This window comes from Acinetobacter brisouisimilis (assembly GCF_000368265.1).
GTDB lineage: Bacteria > Pseudomonadota > Gammaproteobacteria > Pseudomonadales > Moraxellaceae > Acinetobacter.
In genome coordinates this window covers 21,570-38,367 of record NZ_KB851213.1, presented here as the reverse complement: position 1 = coordinate 38,367, position 16,798 = coordinate 21,570, and the positions used below count along the sequence as shown (strand labels likewise).

The window sequence follows — 16,798 nt, the reverse complement described above, 5'->3', positions numbered from 1 at the left end:
TTTATCGGATATTAATGTTTGTATTGAATATCTTAAAAATATTTGCTGAGATAATAGCTAAAGTTTTTATTAAGGTGGCTTGATCCAGAAAATAAAAATGATCACCTGCTACAGCATGTGCACCTAACCAGATTGTGGAGAAATCTTGCCATTTTTCCATCATCTCATGATGATCAATATAAGGATCATCTTTTCCATAGAGACTCAGTAAAGGTTTTTCAGTAAGACTAATCTGGTCATTTAACATGTTGTCACTGAGCATGAAGTCATTTTTGATAATTCTGATAAAAAATTCTAAAGTATCCTGATTATTTAAAATTTCACTTGGAAAGTTATTATATATTTTTAATTCATTGATCAATTCCTGAACGGTTAGAATACTTTTCTTGTTCATGATTTTTAAATAACTGGGTGCAGGTCGACCACTTACGGCAAGCAGGATTAAATTATTATAAATTTTTTCGGTTTTTAACAGATTTTCAATTCGCCATAACACCGATGCTCCAACACTGTGCCCAAATAGAATAAAAGGGTGGTTGCCAAATGCTTTAATTTCATCACATAGGATCTGTGCTAACTGATTTGGGTCATGGGTTAGGTTTTCTCGTATTTTTTTTCCATGACCAGGATACTCAAGTGGAATAACTTTAATTCCTGACGGGATATGTTTATTCCATGAATGATAAATTGAGGAACTGCTTCCAGCAGGCGGTAAGCAAAACATATTGACTAGAATATTTTCTTGACTCATATAAGCGATTTCTGATCCTGAATTTGACTTTAAATCTTAAAAAATTAGTCATATTAAAAATAACTTTAACTGAGCTATTTCTAATCTCCTTAGTTTTCATTATTTTAAAATATTATCTTTTTCAATATTTTGTCAACACTTAATTAATTGATTGTCATTTGCAATAAAATTGCATAAATAATAGACATAAGAAACAATAACTTTCCTCATTCTATAAATTCATTTCCGATCTTTTCTGTTAGTTGATAATGATTATCAGTAAACTTCTATAAATTTTTATAACCTGTCAGTTACAAGGCTCAAAATGAATAAAGTATTGAGGTTCAAATTATCCATATTGGGAACAAGTTTAGCGTGTGCCATGCTCTCTCAGGCGATACAGGCTGCAGAATTAGAGAATACTGACGAAACAACAGTTGAAAAAGCGTTACCTGTGATTAGTGTAACTGTACATAAAAATGCAAATAAGACACTCTCAGCAGGTCAAGTCAGTCGTAAAAGTCAGATTGGTATTCTGGGCAATAAATATGCATTAGATGCACCGTTTAGTGTTACCAGTTATACTGCTAAATATATTGAAGATAATCAAGCAAAAACCGTTGCAGAGGCCTTACAAAGCGATCCAACCGTACGTATGGTGATGTCATCAAATGGGCTAGGTGAATACTTTAATATTCGTGGTTTATATACACAAAGTCATGAATTGGCATGGGATGGTGCATTTGGTTTAACGCCACATAATCGTGTACCAACCGAGTTTCTAGAACGGGTTGAAGTATTTCGTGGTACCAGTGCATTGTTATTCGGGATGTCTCTGGGAGGGGCAGTCGGCGGGGTAATTAACCTCGTGCCGAAACGTGCAACAGATGAACCGATTACCCGACTGACCACGACGTATTCGTCAAATGCAAATTTTGGTGAACATGTGGATATTGGGCGTCGGTTTGGTGAAAACAAGCAATTCGGTATTCGGGTTAATGCACTGAAATCGCATGGTGATACCTCTTTAGATGGTCAGACTGAAGACCGACGTTTAGGTTCTATTGCTTTGGATTATAAAGGCACAGACTTACGTGCATCTTTAGATGTATATAGCATTAAAGAGAAATTATCTGGCGCAATGCCGCTGATGGTTTCTTTTGCTTCTTTAAATATTCCTAAAGCACCCGATGCCTCAACCAATACCATGCCAGGTTCGTATGGCGTGACGGAAACAACAGCAGCGATTGGTCATGTGGAGTATGACTTTGCAGATGATTGGACTGTGTATTTAACGGGTGGTACCAAGCATCAGAAAGCACATGGTTATATGGCCAATAATGCCCTCGGTCTAAATGCACAGGCCAATGGTGACTATACGGCTTTCTCTCGAAATACTGCCAATATTACCGATGTCACTTCTGCTGAAGCAGGACTTCGCGGTAAGTTTAAAACAGGGGCGGTCGATCATAGCTTAGTGCTGAGTACCAATGTGATTGATCAGGATATGCGAATGGGGTTGTCCTCAGGTGGAACATGGTCATCCAATATCTATACACCATCTGCATCAGGTACTTTGGCGAGTGAGCCTACGTATATTCCAAAAACTTCAGCAATTACATTGAGTAGTATTGCACTGGCTGACACTTTATCGTTTGTTGATGATAAATATCAATTAATTCTTGGCATGCGTCAGCAACAGGTCAGATCCCAGAGTTATAGCATTTATACGGGCTTGGCAAGCAGTCCGTTATATAAGAAAAGTGCACTAACACCTGCGGTTGGTTTTGTCGTTAAACCGTGGAATAACTCAATTTCACTGTATGGGAACTACATTGAAGGCCTATCACAAGGTGACTCTGTAACCGATACAACTGCTGCAAATTATGGTGCAAATATGGCTCCATATAAGTCGAAGCAGTATGAAGTGGGCATGAAATGGGAAAATGGCACGTTTAGAAATAGCCTAAGCGTTTATCAGATTACAAAACCTAGCATGATCAAAGACAGCAGCACAAACACATATAACTCAGATGGCGAACAACGAAACAGAGGAGTTGAATGGACAACTGCTGGACAGTTATTGCAAAACCTGCGTGTGTTAGGTGGTGTGGTGTATATGGATGCTGAGCAGACGAAAACTGCATTGGGAACATACGATGGTAATGATGTGTATGGCATCCCACATTGGCAGTCAAATCTAGGATTTGAATGGGACGTAAATCAGATTCAAGGGTTAACTTTAACGGCAAATACAATTTATACAGGTACTGAATACGTTGATGCAGCAAATACACAAAAATTACCAAGCTGGATTCGTGTTGATGTGGGTGGGCGCTATTTAACTACGATTGCCAATCATAAAGTTACCTTTAGAGGTGGTGTAGATAATCTCTTTGATAAAAACTATTGGGCAGGTGTATGGAATGGTGCTTATGTCTCTGTAGGTTTACCGCGCACATATAAACTTTCAATGCAGATTGATTTCTAAAATTAAATCATCAACTTAACATTGGAAGACACTCATGAAAGAAAATTCGAAACCGTGGTCTTTGCTGATTAGTGTGTACACCACACAATATATTGGTATCGCCTTTATGATCTCTGCTGCATTTGCGATCTTGAGGCAAAGCGGGATTGCACTCGATAAGTTAGCATTAATCAATTTGATTGCGCTGCCTATGTTGGGCAAGGTCTTATACGCACCATTTATTGACAGTTTTCGTCTTTTCTTTCAGGGACAGTATCGTAGCTGGCTGATTGTTGCTCAGCTTTGTATGACCATCTTGTTATTCATTTGCGGTCTACTCGACATCCAGCAGCATTTCTCTGCAATTTTAATTTTGTTTATTGTCTATACCTTATTTATGAGTATGCAGGACGTTGCGATTGATGGTCTTGCCTGCAAAATTTTTAAGGCAACAGAACGACAGTTTGCTAACAGTATTCAGTATTCCAGTAATTTGATGGGCAATATTATTGGTGGCGGCTTATTACTGATTTTATATCCTTGGCTGCATTGGAAAGGGGCATTATGGATCTTGGCAGGGATGACAGCACTGACCAATATTCAACTATTTTTTTATAAAGAACCAGACGATGCTTGGGTTAATCCCCACAAAGGAATCTCAGGGCAATTCAAAAGCCTAGCACAACAAATTAAACTGTTTATTCAGCAACATAAGGTTTGGTTTGCTCTACTGTTTGTGTATCCTATCGGTTTTACAGCTGTTTTTGGCATTTTAAATCCGTTATTGGTCGATGCCAAATGGTCACTGGCAGATATTGGTTTTGCAACCAAAGTCTTTGGTTCTATTGTTGGAATCTTTTCCGCATTTTTAGCGACTTTTCTGATTAATAAGCTACACCGCAAAGCAGCACTCATCAGCCTGACCTTGCTACAGAGCGTGGCTTTATTGTTATTTATTCCGCTGACCTTGGGTTATACGGATAAACCTTTGGTTTATCTTGCGATTTTTGGATATTTTCTTGCAAACCCAGGATTAATGGCAGCACTTTCTACTCTGATTATGGATCGGGCATCGACCATGCCCGCCAAAGCGACATTTTTTAGTTTGCAACTCAGCCTGATTGTTTTTATGGGCTTTTCTTACTCTGCAATCGGCTTGGCTTTCGCCCAACATATTGGATACACCGCTGTGGTCTTGATTACCTTCATGTGTGCACTGTGTGTGGCGGGGCTGACATGGAAATTATTACCTACCACATATCAATAATCACCAATCACACGAGATGTCTTTAGAAAAATGAAGGCAGTTTAAAATGATGAACTATACCACCATTCAAGACCAAGACCGTAAGCTCGATATTATGGATCATGTCAATCAGGAACATACCAAAGAGTTGCTCATGATTGCGCAAAGCTATGGCAAAAATATGCAGATTTATGAAGCGAGTATTAATGATATTTATGAAGAAGGCATTTTGCTGCATACGCGTGAAGGGGAAGCTCAAAAGGCAGCGACACTTTTTGTCGATTTCGAATTAAAAGGTGATTTAGAAGAGCAAATTCTGTATTTGGCATACAATTCATTTGCAAAACAAAAAATTGAATTTAGCAATAATGCCAAGCAGTTTTTTGAAGTGATTGCAAAAGAACAACTCAGTAAAAATATCACCCGACTCACCATTAAAAGCCAAGTGGCTCTACCGCAATATTATGCGGGTTATGCTTATGGTTTCATTCTGAAAGTTCTTGAAAAAGCACCGCAGACCAAAGCCAAGCAGTCCAATAAAAGCGGGCTGGTCAAAAATACCTTTGATCGTGGCTTTTTGTGGCTGATGAAACATATTTCCAGCCCGAAACGCCAGAAACTGCTGGAGTCGATGAATAAAGACGTACGCTTATATACCTTGCGCCAGTCTTTTAGCCGAGATGGAGATGACACTGCACTGAATTATGGTTATGTCGATGTCTTTACCCATGGCAACAGCCCAGGCAGTGAGTGGGTTTCAGAATTACAACTGAGATCATTGATTTCAAGCCGTACCGAAACTGATGACAAACATGAACATCTGCATCAAGGGCAAGCCGTGTTGATTGCTGATGAAACGGCATATCCAGCACTGGCCGGAATTATGGACTTTTGGAAAAATCCAACACCGCCGATCGTTGTCCTGTTGTGTACAGAGCAGCAGGATCTTGATTATTTTAAGGAATTTTCTTTTCCTGAAAATACCATCTTGAAGAAAATCAGCTGTGATGTAGCTGTCCAAGCCGAGCAAACCCTTCAAATATTGGAAGAATTTCCTTCCATAAATAATGTTTGGGGCGCCTTGGAAAATAATGCTGCAAAGCAGATCCGACATTACTTGCGTAATCAACGTGGATTACGGGGTAAGAACAATCATATAAAAGGATATTGGCGCTTGAAATAAAGTGTTGATCATCCATCAGTAGATGATGAGGCAGATTGAAGGCACACTATGAAGATATTTAAAGATATTTCGATTCCGATTTTAAAACTGGCATTGCCATTAATTTTAATTCAGTTGTGTCAAGCCTCTTTAGGATTGATTAATACACTCGTTGCTGGCAAATATAATTATCAGGATCTGGCTGGAATTGGTCTGGGAAGTAGTATCTGGACGCCTATTTTTATTTTGTTTACTGGGATTTTATATGTCCTTGTGCCCAAAGTGTCGATGCTCAAACATCAACAAGATGGCAAGCAAATTGCGATTTTATTTCAACAGGGAAAAAATATCGCACTGACCTTGGCAGTTTTTGGCTTTGTGCTGATCCAGCTCTTGGCATTTATCTGCCCATTGATGATTGCCGATGTGAAAGTTGCAGTCATCACCAAGACCTATCTGCATTTTGTTGCCTTTGCCATGCCCGGTCTGGTGTATATGACCCTCTACCGTTTTATCAGTGAAGGCAATAGTCAGCTTAAACCGATTATGCTGACCTTTATGATTTTACTGATCTGTGATGCATCGCTGTGCTTTACTTTGGTGAATGGTGTCGGATTCTTGCCGCAATTGGGTGGGGCAGGTACAGGTTTAGCCACGGCACTCAGTGCCTATATTGCCTATTTTGTGATGCGTTATTTTGTGCGTCAAGCCGTGCCTGAAATTACGCAGCAGCAGGAAAGTCAGATTACTTATGGCGAGAGTCTACAGTTATTGAAACAAGGTTTGCCAATCGGGGTGACTTTGGTGCTGCAAATCTTGGCGCTCTCAACCTTGGCTTTCTTTGCTTCGGAATTGGGAATTCGAGTGATTGCAGCGCATCAAATCGTGATTAATATTGCCATGGTGATTATCATGATTCCTGTAGCGATCAGCAGTGCAACCACCATACGTGTTGCGTCCTTTTCAGCGACCAATAATCAGCAGGGCAAGGTGTTGACCAGTGTAACGGTTGCCATGATGACTCTGATTTATGGTGGGTTGATGGCGCTGATTTTAACCGTGTTTGCCCGGCAAATTACAGGGCTATTTAGTCAGGATCTGACGGTCTTGGATATTGCCGCAGGGCTGATGCACTATGTGGCAATTTTCCTGATTTTTGATGCCATGCAAACGGTGGCTTCTGGCGTACTCAGAGGCTTACAACAATTTATGCAACCACTGGTGGTGATCTTGTTCTGTTACTGGATCATCATTATTCCGCTCAGCTATGTCATGGGGGTGAAAGGCTGGCTACAGCTTTCTGCCAATGTCGATGTGATCTGGAAAGTTTTAGCAGTAGGGATCAGTATGGCGGCAGCATTTATGATTATTCAAAGCTATCGCAGAATTACCCATAAAGAAGTGGCGTATTGATTTTAATCAATACCCTGCTTTTTGGACAACTGATCATGTGATTGAAGATCAGATCGTCCGTTTCAATTTTAGGCTGCATTAGAACATGATGCAGCCTTTAGTTTTTTGTGTTTGACGAATGAAATTGAAAATGGGGAATCGGCTGATTTAAGGAATATAGCCAAAGTGCTGTTCAAAGATGCGTTTGAAATATTGGGCGCTGCTATAACCAATTTGATTGGCAACATGCTCTGTGGAAACGCCATTTTTGAGTAAGGACTGCGCATATTTCATGCGGGTTTTCAGCAGGAAATGGCCGATGGTTTGTCCAGTATTTTTCTTAAATAAGCGTTTTAAATCACATTCATTAATCCCGACTTGTTTGGACAAATGCCGAATCGTAATTTTTTGGTCAAACTGAGTTTCTAAGATAGAAATGGCTTTTTGAATCGGTGCTGCAATGCATTCTTTTTCGGTATTTTTTTGTAAGAGCAAACTCAACAGTTCAAGTGCTGCACCTTCAAGGTGCAGTAAATCCAGCATATTTTTGGCAAGTGGCAAATTCAGGATGTACTGAGCATGGTGCAAAATGTCTTTATGTGGAATATGAGTGGTTTTGATGGTGGGAGAGTCGCCATCAAGAAAGAATTGAATCAGGTCATTATCTGTAATTGAGGGTTCAAGTCTTTTTAATAAACTTTCATCAAAGTCCAAACTGATTAAAGACATTTTTGTATGTTCTTGAAGATATAGGGTTTGTAATCCCAATATGCCTTTACGCAAAATAATCACGGGGGACTGAAATTCATATTCCTGATTGGTTTGATGGTTCTTGATGCGATGTGTACCTGACAATAAAATGGTTAAACCCAGAGAATATACCTGTGTGTTGGCACTCATTTGCTGGGGATGATTGAGCCAATACTGACCTTTACCCACACATAGGCGATCAAAATCATAGAGTTCACTATAGCCTTGGCCATCGGATGGGTTACATAGATTGAGCTGATGATTGGGGAGATTTGAGTATGTATCTAAATATAAATTCCCGACTTGTTTTAAGACTGCTTTATGAGAGTCAATAAATTTAGACATAGGACATTATCTGATATTATCAAGTAGTTAATGATAACTATTTTCATTTAAAATATAACAACTTGTCAATGCTTTCATTTTAACTTTTATTAATTTGGTCAAATTATATTACTGATATTAAATATAAAATTGAAGAATAAATTTCAATAAATTGCATGTAAATCCAATTTAAAAAAATTATTTAAATCAATAATTTTCCCTAATCTATTAAAAATACTCCTCTTCATTTCTATTAATTGATAATGATTATTACTATACTTTAGTCCTAAAAAAAGGGGTCACCAGCATGACCACATGGGATATCCAATGTAATTCAAATCAGGGTATGTAAATTTAATCAACCGAATACGACGCGTTAAAAAATCACAGATTTTTTTATAAATTAATATAAATCAATTGTTTGTTTCTATTTATTGGCTTTTATAAGAGCCATATCTGGCAAATTTATATTGAGTAAGGAAGTTTTATGCAAAGTATCAATAAACAACAAGATGAATTCTTTGACAATAAAATATCTTGTTTTTTTACAAAAGATTATCACTTATTCGCACATGATTTAGCAGAAACCATTTCACTCCCTGCGATAGATCAAACGACACTCAATCAAAAAATTCAAGAATGTTTTGCCCATCTTGTTGATCAGGAAGAGGCGAATCCGATTTTGGTGGGTGCGATTCCATTTGATACCACCAAGCCGTCATCGTTAAATTTTTATCGTCAACATCGCAAACAAAACAGTACGTCTGCTGCCAGTGCCGATGCTTTATCGCCTCTTCAATTAAAAAATAAAAAACAAGTCATTGAAAGTCAGCATTTTGGCAAGGCTGTCGAATCAGCGATTGAAGCATTTTCAAGCCGTAGCTTGGAAAAAATTGTCCTGTCTCAAGCGGTAGATTTTGAATTACTGGATTCTCAAAAACCTGCTGATCTGGCAAGCACCTTATCGGCACAAAATCCGTATGCCTATACCTTTGTTGTGCCTGTTGACCAAGACAGCTATTTGTTGGGTGCAAGCCCAGAACTGTTGATTTCTAAACGTAATCAAGCCATTCGAAGCAATCCGCTGGCAGGGTCTCGACCTCGCAGTAAAGATGCGGCTATTAATGATCTGCGTACCAGTGAGTTGCAGGCATCGACCAAGGATTTATACGAGCACCAGATTGTGGTCGATAACATTTTGCAGAATTTAGATCCATTATGCCAAGAGTTGGAAGTTTCTAAACAGCCTGAAATTTTAGAAACCACAACCATGTTGCATTTGTCTTCGGTGTTTCAGGGGACATTAAAAGACCAAGACCTGAATGCGCTGAATGTTGCATTGTCTTTGCATCCAACCCCAGCCGTGTGTGGTTCACCGACCAATCTCGCCAAACAGTTTATCTTGCAGCATGAAGGTTATGACCGTGAATATTATGCGGGCTTGGTCGGCTGGATGGATGCACATGGCAATGGGGAATGGGTGGTGACCATTCGCTGTGGTTTGTTAAGCGGTCAAAGCATTCGTTTGTATGCGGGCGCTGGCATTGTCATGGGTTCGGATGCAGAAATGGAATGGAATGAAACCGAAGCCAAAATGCAGACCATGTTGAAAACGCTGAATGCCAGCATTGATGCACGATAAATCCAGTCTCTTAAAAATAATAGGTTAAGCCATGAGTATTCGAAAAATTGAAAGTTATCATTTGCCACTAAAACAGGATTATCCAGAGGCAAAAGTCGACTGGAAAATTGATAAACAGCGTGCAGCGTTATTAATCCATGATATGCAGGATTATTTTATTAATTTTTATGGTGAAGAATCACCGTTGATCCAGATCGTGATGCATAACATCAGCAAATTAAAAGCCTGGTGTGTGCAAAATGATATTCCTGTGTATTACACCGCACAGCCTGCCAAACAAGATTATCAAGATCGTGCCTTATTAAATGATATGTGGGGTGCAGGCTTAACTGCATATCCTGAACAGGCTGATATTGTGAAGCAGCTTGCGCCAACCAAGCACGATTTGGTGTTAACCAAATGGCGCTACAGTGCTTTTTATCGCTCTGACCTAGAACAACTCCTTAAAAAAGAACAACGAGATCAACTGATTATTTGTGGCGTATATGCGCATATTGGCGTGTTACAAACCGCAGCAGAAGCCTTTATGAACGGGATTAAGCCTTTTGTGATCGCCGACTCTGTGGCTGATTTTAGCCTGAAAGACCATCTTTTTGCCTTGCAATATGTCCAGCGCAATTTGGGTGTTGTGCATCATGTGAACCAACTGGTTCGTTCTTGATTTTCAACATTGTAAATGGGTAATGAATAGTTATGGCTTTCGCGAACAAGCAAAAAATTGCATGGGTTACAGGGGTTAATCAGGGGATTGGTGCCGAGATCATGCGCCAACTGATTGCACAGGACATTCAGGTCATTGGTTTTGATGTCTCTACAGACCAAGTCCCTTCAGTATTTAAAGCACAGGTCTATGAATGTGATGTGCGTAATGAGCAGCAGGTTTCTGCGCTGTGTACACGCCTGTTAAAAACAGCAGCTCCAGATTATTTTGTCAATGTTGCTGCGGTACTGCATTTAGATTCACATGAGAATCTGTCGCTAGATGCATGGCGACAAACCTTTGAAGTCAACGTTTTTGGCGCGTTTTATTTCTTGCGCCAATTAAGCCCGCATTTCAAACACAAACGTTCGGGCAGCATTGTCGTGGTTTCCTCCAATGCGGCACATGCGCCGCGCATAAACATGGCAGCTTATGGTGCATCCAAAGCGGCGTTGACCAGTTTCTCAAAAACAGTAGGCTTGGAACTGGCTGAATATGGCGTGCGCGTCAATATCATTTCACCTGGTTCAACAGCGACTCCAATGCAATACCAGTTATGGAACGATGCAACAGGTGAGCAAAATACGATCCAGGGCAACCCTGCGCAATATAAGGTCGGGATTCCATTACAAAAAATAGCCCGAACCCAAGACATTGCCAATGCGGTGATGTTCTTGCTGAGTGATCAGGCAACGCATATCACCATGCACGATTTGGTGATTGATGGTGGCGCGACCTTGGGACAATAAGCCTGACAGGTGAGTATAGAAATGAAGTTACAGCAAGAAATTATCCAACATATTCATACCGTTTTACAGTTGGACAGCGTCAATATATCGCCTCAGGATAATTTGATCGAACATGGGTTACATTCTTTGGCGATCATGCAATTGGTGGATGTTTTTGAGAAACAATATCAAAAACCATTGTCCTATACCGACTTTGCCATGTCGCCTACGGTTGAAGACTGGGTTAGTCTGATCAACAGCATCACCGTATCCCCAGAGGCTCAGGAGCCTGCTGTAGCGCTGTCATATGCACTGCCTTCTGCATCTGTGGCTTTATCCGACATGCAATACGCCTACTGGGCGGGCAGACAGTCGGAACATACTGCTGCGCATTTGTATATGGAGTTTGCTGGGCAAAATCTCGATATTCAAAAATTACAAACCGCATATCAGAAACTGGTGCAGCGTCACCCAATGTTAAATGCCTCGATTGCCAATGGGCGACAAAGCATTCAGGCGCTAGATCATCAGCAGATTCAGATCCATGATTTAAGTCATCTAGATCAGGTGAGCGTGGCTGAGGCATTACAAAACAGACGTCAGCAGATGAGCCATCAACAGCTTGCTATTCAAAATGGACAAGTCATTGATATACAACTGAGTTTATTGCCAGATCATCAGCATATCCTGCATATTGATAGCGATATGATCGCCATTGATCCGCAGAGTTATTTGATCGTGGTGGAAGACCTGACTGCGTTATATCTGGGTAAAATACTCAGCCCGCTGAACAGCTCATCCATTGATTATTTTGACTATCTGCAACAGCGCAATGAAGATCCAAACTACCATGCAAAGTCCTTACAGGATCAGCAGTGGTGGCAGAACCGTTTAGACCAGATTTCCCCTGCACCTGATTTACCTTTGGTTCCAGAAGGGTTGCGGGAAAATCCACAGCAATTTGAGCGTCTGGCATTTCGTTTTAGCGAATCAGACAAGCAGAAATTACAACAGATTGCTGAAAAAAATCATATTTCTGTGCAGACACTCTGCCTGACTGCCTTTGCTGAAACTGTGGCAACTTGGTCATCCTCACCACAGTTCCGATTAAATCTTCCTTTCTTTGTCAGAGAGTCATATCAGCAGACTATCGATGAAATTGTGGGGGATTTTGCCAATTTAAGCCTGTTGAATGTTCAGCTCAATGCGCAAGAATCTTTTTATTCGGCAGCACAACGGATTGAGCAGCAGGTGCAGCAAGCCCATGAGCATTATGCGTATGCGGGTATTCATGTGTTGCGGGATCTTTCCAAACTTCACCAGCAGTTAGAAACCTCACCGATTGTCTTTACTTCTGCACTTGACGTGGGCGAAATTTTTTCTGAAGAGTTGCAGTTGCATCTGGGGCAGCCTGTCTGGTGTATTTCTCAAGGCCCTAAAGTCGATCTTGATGTGCAAATTGCCTATTTTAATCAGGGTCTGGTTGTTAACTGGGACATTCGTCGTCATGCCTTTAAACCTGATGTGATTCAGCACATGTTTGAGCATTATATTGCCCAGATCACGACAATGATTCAGGACGAAACACAGGTTCATGCGCCGATGGCATATCGGTTGCCTGAGGCACAGCACGCTCAAAGACAGCTACAGCCTGCCGCGCTTGCAGCCCATGTGCTGGCACAACTGCAAGTAGACTGTGATCAGTATCGTGTGGTGAATCAAATAGGCATCGATTGCCCCGACTGGGTGATTGGAACCTTATGGGGACGTGTTCAGGCACAGGATGTCAAACAGCATTCGAGGTTGAATTTGAAGCTGGTGCAGGGGCAGTATTGGTATCCGACCCGTTATGCCGCTTATTACAATGATGCGGCTGAGATCATCCTGTTTGAAGATCAGCATCAACTGGTCAAAATCAACGGCTACTGGTTGGATTTAAATGAGGTTTGCCAAAAAATTCTTGAGATTCCAGAAGTCGAACATGCCAAAGTATATTCAGTTCATCAAGATGGTAAAAATCGCTTAATTGCCTGCTTGGTATTGTCACCACAGGCGGAACTGGAGCAGCACCAGTTAAATGCTGCTTATACGGCACGCTTGCCACAATATTTAATTCCTGAACAGTCCTATCTGATGAGTGCCGAGCAGTTTGCACAGGTTCAAGCAGACCATATTCAAGATTTTATTCAGAAAAATCAATCACTCGCCCAATGGTCATCAGCGCAAACACAAACCCCTTTAGAACAGGTGGTGTATTTCATGATGTCTAAAATCATTGGCTTACAACCCGATCACTCAAATGCCAATATTGATTTCTTTGATTATGGCGGTGACTCTTTATTAGCCACCCATTTTGTGGCAGCACTGCACCGTTATTTTAAAGATTGCGGAATTACAGTGGTTGATATTTTTTCACAGCGTACCGTTCAAAATATTGCCAAGGTGATTGAACAAAATATTCCTCAATCTGCACACAAGATCGCAGAAATCTTCCTAAAAGTATTAGAGGGAAAAAAATGAGCACGCTTCATACACCATTGAATGCTATGCAAAAAGCGTATTTGCTAGGGAAGTCGAAACTTTTTCCTTTAAGCCAGTCTTCCATGCACGATTTTAGAGAATTTCATGGGAAGATGACCAAGGTGCAATTTCACAATGTCTTGACTGCATTGGTTGCCAAGTATCCAGCATTACGCACCAAAATTAATGAAACTGAACTGACACAAGTGGTTCTGGATCAGGTTGATCTGGCGCATCAGGTTGAATATGTCGACTTACAGCAGCTGTCGCATCAGGATGCACAGCAGCAGTTACAGCACTGGCGTGAGACCTTTACGCATTATCTGCATGCGCTGGATACTCCACCATGGCGGATGGCGTTCATCCAGTTACCGCAAGATGCGGTGCATCGTACCGTGGTCTTCACCAGTTTTGATGGTCTGATTTTAGATGGTTACTCAATTTCTGTTTTCCTCACCGAATTATTGGGTCAGGGCAGTGACAGTGAGCATGCAGCATCTCAATCCGCTTCTCATTCAGTGATTAAACTGAATGTGATGCAAGCCAGTGCCAAAGACCGTCAGTTTTGGCTGGAGAAACTCGATCAGATTGAGCAGATTACCCAGTTGCCATGGTGTACTGCATTAGAAAAAATTACTGATCCACATTATCAGCGTCGTGGTATCTCGATTCCGAGTGAGGCATGGAAGCAGCTTTCCAGTCTGGCGGCGAAGCAGCGTCTGCTACCCAATGCCTTATTGACCACGATTATTTTAGAAATGTTATCAAAATGGACAGAAGACCAGAGTCTGGTGCTGTCTGTACCGATTTCCAGCTCGGCAATGACGGGCGGGGTTGCCAATCATTCATCTTTTATTGTGCTGCAACATCGCCATACTGCACAGCAAAGCTTTGTGGATACGGCTAAAAACGTTCAGAAAGATATTTTAGAGTCCATGGCACATAGCTCTTTTTCAGGCGTGGAAATTTCTAAATATCTGATTCAAAAAACCAAAGAATCGATTGTTTTGCCCATCGCCCTGACCAATGGTCTGGCGTGGAAAAAACCAGTCAGCAATTCGCAGATCCAGTATGTGGCGGGTCAAACCCAGACTCCGCAGTTAGCGCTGGATATTCGCCTGACGCTGTCGGATCGTGCAGATCTCATCATTGATTTTGACTATGTTGAAGAAGCCCTGTCTGAACAGGTCATTCAGGATATTTTGCAGGCACTCAAACAGCGTCTGGATCAGCTTGCAGCCCTACAAGATTTACAGGATGCACCTGTACAACAATCTAAGGTCGCAGCCCTCGGAGATGACTGGCAGGAAGATGTTGAAGATGCACTTGAATTAAATCATTATTTAGAACGGATTGAAGCGCAACTCTTTCAACAAACGCCAGACAAAGCTGCTTTGATTTACGCTGACCAGAAGATTTCATATCAGCGTTTGGGCGAGAATGTTGCTAAAGTTCGTGTTGCCCTAGCGCAAGCAGGCGTGACAAAAAAGCAGGTGGTTGCCATCTGCCTGAAAAAAAGCCCTGAACATATCTATGCCATGTTGGCATGTGCCTTGTCCAATATTATTTGGTTGCCTGTCGATATGGACTCGCCTCAGGCACGCCGCGACTATATTTTGAAAAATAGTCTGGTTGATCTGGTGATCAGTAATGCGCCTGTCGAAGGCGTGGCTTATGTGGATATCCATGCTGCCTTGCAAGCACCTGTCTGCCCAGCACAGACATGGCAGTATCAACATGACAGTTCACCTGCCTATTATCTGTATACCTCAGGCAGTACAGGCACGCCGAAATGTGTGGTACTGAACAATCGGGCAACCTCTAATATCTTGCAGCAGTCCATTCTGAACTGGAATATTCAGCACAACGATATTCATCTGGCTGCTACCCCGTTCCATCATGACATGTCGCTGTTCGATACTCTGGTCCCGCTCTGTGTTGGTGGCACACTGGTGATTCCGACGGTAGAGCAAGCCAAAAGTGCTGTGGTGTGGGCGCAGTTGATTGATCGGTACAAGGTCAGCATCTGGTGCACAGTTCCTGCGATGGCGGATATGTTGCTGACCGCGGCTGAACCTCATCAACTGCAAAGTCTTCGCCTGATCAACCAAGGTGGGGATTATGTGAAGCCCTCTGTGGTTCAAAAATTCCGTCAAATCTTGCCGCATACCCGACTGATTTCAATCGGTGGTCCAACAGAAACCACAATTTTGAGTATCTGGCATGAGATTACGCCGCAAGATCGCGATGTCATTCCTTATGGCAAGGCATTGAAACACAATGAATATCATCTGTTAAATCCACATGGTGAGTTTTGCCCTGTGGGTGTGATCGGGCAAATGTACATGACGGGTGTTAACCTCTCGAATGGTTATCTGCTTGATGGGCAAGTCCTGCAAAAAGATTTTGTACAGTTGACGCTACCCAATGGTGAGCAGAAACGCGCATTTCGCATGAGTGACAAAGGTTATTTCAGAGCCGATGGCAGTATTATTTTTGCGGGACGGGATGAAGGTTATCTGAAGGTACGTGGGGTGCGGATTGCTGCCTCAGAGGTCGAAAATGCCTTGCTCAAACATGCTGAGATTACAGATTGTGTGGTGATGACCTGCATCAATCCTGTATTTGAAGGCAATGAGCTGGTTGCCATTTATACCACTGCCCATCCGCAAACTGGCGGTCTGAACCCAGCAGCACTGCGTCAGTTCCTGCAAAGCTTAGTGCCAAATTCGCATATTCCTTCACGATGGCTGTATCTGAGCGAATTCCTGATTACACGAAACGGCAAGATTGACCGAAAGGCGTTACAGAAATCGGCTCAGGAAACGCTGTATCAGACTTACGTCCCTGCATCACCAGCAGAACCTATGCAGTCCCCACCGCCACAACTGGAGCAGGATATTTTACAGCTTCTGCGTCAGTCTTTACCTGCGCAGCAGAGCAGTGCCGATCTGTTTATGGAAACGGAAATTCTGGCGGTGGGCATGACGCCAAGCTACCTGAATCGCTTGGCGAAGCACTGTGCACAGCAATTTAATACACCGATTGACTTTTATATGTTAGCAAAATGCAAAACCGTCCAAGAGATGGTCGACAACATAAAAAACCAAGTAAATCAGAAAAATAGTTAATTT

General features: G+C 41.8%; 11 protein-coding genes. 9 read left to right on the top strand and 2 right to left on the bottom strand.

From position 1 onward, the window contains the following. Position 1 precedes the first annotated feature (1 nt). Positions 2-751, bottom strand: a complete 750-nt coding sequence (locus tag F975_RS00515) for a thioesterase II family protein (RefSeq protein ID WP_004749336.1) — start codon at positions 749-751, stop codon at positions 2-4. A 304-nt stretch (positions 752-1,055) separates the two neighbouring features. Between F975_RS00515 and F975_RS00510 the strand changes: the two genes are divergently transcribed. From F975_RS00510 to F975_RS00495, 4 genes are read left to right on the top strand one after another with little or no spacing between them, the layout of a single operon-like run. Beyond that, positions 1,056-3,221 (top strand): TonB-dependent receptor, encoded by a 2,166-nt coding sequence (locus F975_RS00510; protein WP_004749333.1) that lies wholly within the window; start codon positions 1,056-1,058, stop codon positions 3,219-3,221. Between the two features lie 34 nt (positions 3,222-3,255). Beyond that, positions 3,256-4,467 (top strand): MFS transporter, encoded by a 1,212-nt coding sequence (locus F975_RS00505; RefSeq protein WP_004749331.1) that lies wholly within the window; start codon positions 3,256-3,258, stop codon positions 4,465-4,467. A 46-nt stretch (positions 4,468-4,513) separates the two neighbouring features. Further along, entirely contained in the window at positions 4,514-5,629 is a 1,116-nt protein-coding gene (locus F975_RS00500; protein ID WP_004749330.1) for a siderophore-interacting protein, read from the top strand. A gap of 48 nt (positions 5,630-5,677) precedes the next feature. Then, the gene (locus F975_RS00495) at positions 5,678-7,021 is read left to right on the top strand and encodes an MATE family efflux transporter (protein ID WP_004749329.1); all 1,344 of its coding nucleotides are present in this window, start codon (positions 5,678-5,680) and stop codon (positions 7,019-7,021) included. Between the two features lie 147 nt (positions 7,022-7,168). Here the strand turns inward: F975_RS00495 and F975_RS00490 are convergent, their stop codons facing one another. Next, complete coding sequence (locus tag F975_RS00490) at positions 7,169-8,095, bottom strand: helix-turn-helix transcriptional regulator (RefSeq protein WP_004749328.1); 927 nt, start codon at positions 8,093-8,095, stop codon at positions 7,169-7,171. Between the two features lie 466 nt (positions 8,096-8,561). Here F975_RS00490 and F975_RS00485 point away from each other — a divergent pair, with 466 nt between their 5' ends. Genes F975_RS00485 through F975_RS16105 form a run of 5 tightly spaced genes read left to right on the top strand, consistent with a single transcriptional unit; the run spans position 8,562 to position 16,795 of the window. After that, positions 8,562-9,716, top strand: a complete 1,155-nt coding sequence (locus tag F975_RS00485; protein WP_004749326.1) for an isochorismate synthase — start codon at positions 8,562-8,564, stop codon at positions 9,714-9,716. A 31-nt stretch (positions 9,717-9,747) separates the two neighbouring features. Then, entirely contained in the window at positions 9,748-10,377 is a 630-nt protein-coding gene (locus F975_RS00480) for an isochorismatase family protein (protein WP_004749325.1), read from the top strand. A gap of 32 nt (positions 10,378-10,409) precedes the next feature. Next, positions 10,410-11,165 carry a 2,3-dihydro-2,3-dihydroxybenzoate dehydrogenase gene (gene dhbA, locus F975_RS00475; protein ID WP_004749323.1) on the top strand — a complete coding sequence of 252 codons (756 nt, stop codon included), beginning with the start codon at positions 10,410-10,412 and terminating at the stop codon, positions 11,163-11,165. A gap of 21 nt (positions 11,166-11,186) precedes the next feature. Next, positions 11,187-13,664, top strand: a complete 2,478-nt coding sequence (locus tag F975_RS00470) for a condensation domain-containing protein (RefSeq protein ID WP_004749322.1) — start codon at positions 11,187-11,189, stop codon at positions 13,662-13,664. After that, positions 13,661-16,795 (top strand): AMP-binding protein, encoded by a 3,135-nt coding sequence (locus tag F975_RS16105; RefSeq protein WP_004749320.1) that lies wholly within the window; start codon positions 13,661-13,663, stop codon positions 16,793-16,795. Before F975_RS00470 ends, F975_RS16105 begins: the two co-directional genes overlap by 4 nt. Positions 16,796-16,798 lie beyond the last annotated feature (3 nt).

What these genes read in the sequence shown, in the direction of transcription:
- F975_RS00515 (WP_004749336.1), bottom strand. Translation starts at nt 751, where the DNA reads ATGAGTCAAGAAAATATTCTAGTCAATATGTTTTGCTTACCGCCTGCT.
- F975_RS00510 (WP_004749333.1), top strand. Translation starts at nt 1,056, where the DNA reads ATGAATAAAGTATTGAGGTTCAAATTATCCATATTGGGAACAAGTTTA.
- F975_RS00505 (WP_004749331.1), top strand. Translation starts at nt 3,256, where the DNA reads ATGAAAGAAAATTCGAAACCGTGGTCTTTGCTGATTAGTGTGTACACC.
- F975_RS00500 (WP_004749330.1), top strand. Translation starts at nt 4,514, where the DNA reads ATGATGAACTATACCACCATTCAAGACCAAGACCGTAAGCTCGATATT.
- F975_RS00495 (WP_004749329.1), top strand. Translation starts at nt 5,678, where the DNA reads ATGAAGATATTTAAAGATATTTCGATTCCGATTTTAAAACTGGCATTG.
- F975_RS00490 (WP_004749328.1), bottom strand. Translation starts at nt 8,095, where the DNA reads ATGTCTAAATTTATTGACTCTCATAAAGCAGTCTTAAAACAAGTCGGG.
- F975_RS00485 (WP_004749326.1), top strand. Translation starts at nt 8,562, where the DNA reads ATGCAAAGTATCAATAAACAACAAGATGAATTCTTTGACAATAAAATA.
- F975_RS00480 (WP_004749325.1), top strand. Translation starts at nt 9,748, where the DNA reads ATGAGTATTCGAAAAATTGAAAGTTATCATTTGCCACTAAAACAGGAT.
- dhbA (WP_004749323.1), top strand. Translation starts at nt 10,410, where the DNA reads ATGGCTTTCGCGAACAAGCAAAAAATTGCATGGGTTACAGGGGTTAAT.
- F975_RS00470 (WP_004749322.1), top strand. Translation starts at nt 11,187, where the DNA reads ATGAAGTTACAGCAAGAAATTATCCAACATATTCATACCGTTTTACAG.
- F975_RS16105 (WP_004749320.1), top strand. Translation starts at nt 13,661, where the DNA reads ATGAGCACGCTTCATACACCATTGAATGCTATGCAAAAAGCGTATTTG.